This is a genomic window from Mesorhizobium sp. M7A.F.Ca.CA.002.05.1.1, from assembly GCF_003998335.1.
Taxonomy (GTDB): domain Bacteria; phylum Pseudomonadota; class Alphaproteobacteria; order Rhizobiales; family Rhizobiaceae; genus Mesorhizobium.
Genome location: NZ_RZQI01001391.1, coordinates 1 through 956 on the forward strand (window position 1 = coordinate 1; position 956 = coordinate 956).

A 956-nucleotide genomic window follows, 5' to 3' on the forward strand; every position below is an offset into this window, starting at 1 on the left:
GCTATGCCTGGCTCGACACCGGCACGCATGACAGCCTGCATGAGGCCTCATCATTCGTGCGCACCATCGAGCACCGCCAGGGCATCAAGGTCGCTTGTCCCGAAGAGATCGCCTTTGAACAGGGTTGGCTGACAGTGGACCAGGTTCTGCGTCGCGCCGATCACCTGGGCAAGAATGAATATGCCGCCTATCTGCGCCGGCGTGTCGTCGACCTGTCGGAGGGCTAGGTGTTGGAGGTCAGGCCCCTTGGCATCGATGGCGTGCTGGAAATCGTGCCGAAGCGACATGGCGACGCGCGCGGCTTCTTCGTGGAAACCTACAATGCCGAGCGCTTTTCGCAGGCCGGCATAGACCTGGCTTTCGTGCAGGACAATCATTCCTATTCCGCCGCGGCGGGCGTCTTGCGAGGGCTTCACTATCAGCTTGCGCCGCGCGCCCAGGACAAGCTGCTGCGCGTCATCCGGGGCAGCATTCTCGATGTCGCGGTCGACATTCGCCGCGGTTCGAAAACCTTCGGAAAATGGGTCGCTCTCGAAGTGTCGGCCGAAAAGGGCAACCAGATTCTGGTGCCGAAAGGCTTCGCGCACGGTTTCGTGACGCTCGTGCCTGACACCGAGGTCCTGTATAAGGTGACCGACACCTATTCGCAGGCGCATGATCGGTCGGTCCGTTTCGACGATCCCGCCATCGGCATCGAATGGCCGTCATTGGCCGGCGGGTTCCAGCTCTCGGACAAGGACCTCAAGGCGCCGCTGCTGGCCGCCGCCGAGGTGTTCGCCTGATGGGTTGCGTGAGGACAGCGGCATGAATTTTCTGGTGACGGGCGGTGCTGGCTTTATCGGTTCGGCGGTGTGCCGGCATCTATGCGCCAACCCGGCCTATCGGGTGACCAATCTCGACAAGCTAACCTATGCGGGAAACCTGGCCTCGCTGCGGCCGATCGAGAACGCACACAA

At 61.9% G+C, this 956-nt stretch carries 2 protein-coding genes and 1 pseudogene; all 3 read left to right on the forward strand.

Annotation, left to right across the window (positions count from 1 at the left end):
- A pseudogene (locus EN939_RS35810) lies at positions 1-227 on the forward strand (glucose-1-phosphate thymidylyltransferase RfbA); the annotation flags it as partial.
- Positions 228-782: a dTDP-4-dehydrorhamnose 3,5-epimerase gene (rfbC, locus tag EN939_RS35815; protein ID WP_127272014.1), complete on the forward strand. Its 555-nt coding sequence runs from the start codon at positions 228-230 to the stop codon at positions 780-782.
- Positions 783-804: 22 nt separating this feature from the next.
- The coding region (locus EN939_RS35820; RefSeq protein ID WP_127272016.1) for an NAD-dependent epimerase/dehydratase family protein at positions 805-956 on the forward strand (152 nt) is incomplete at its 3' end.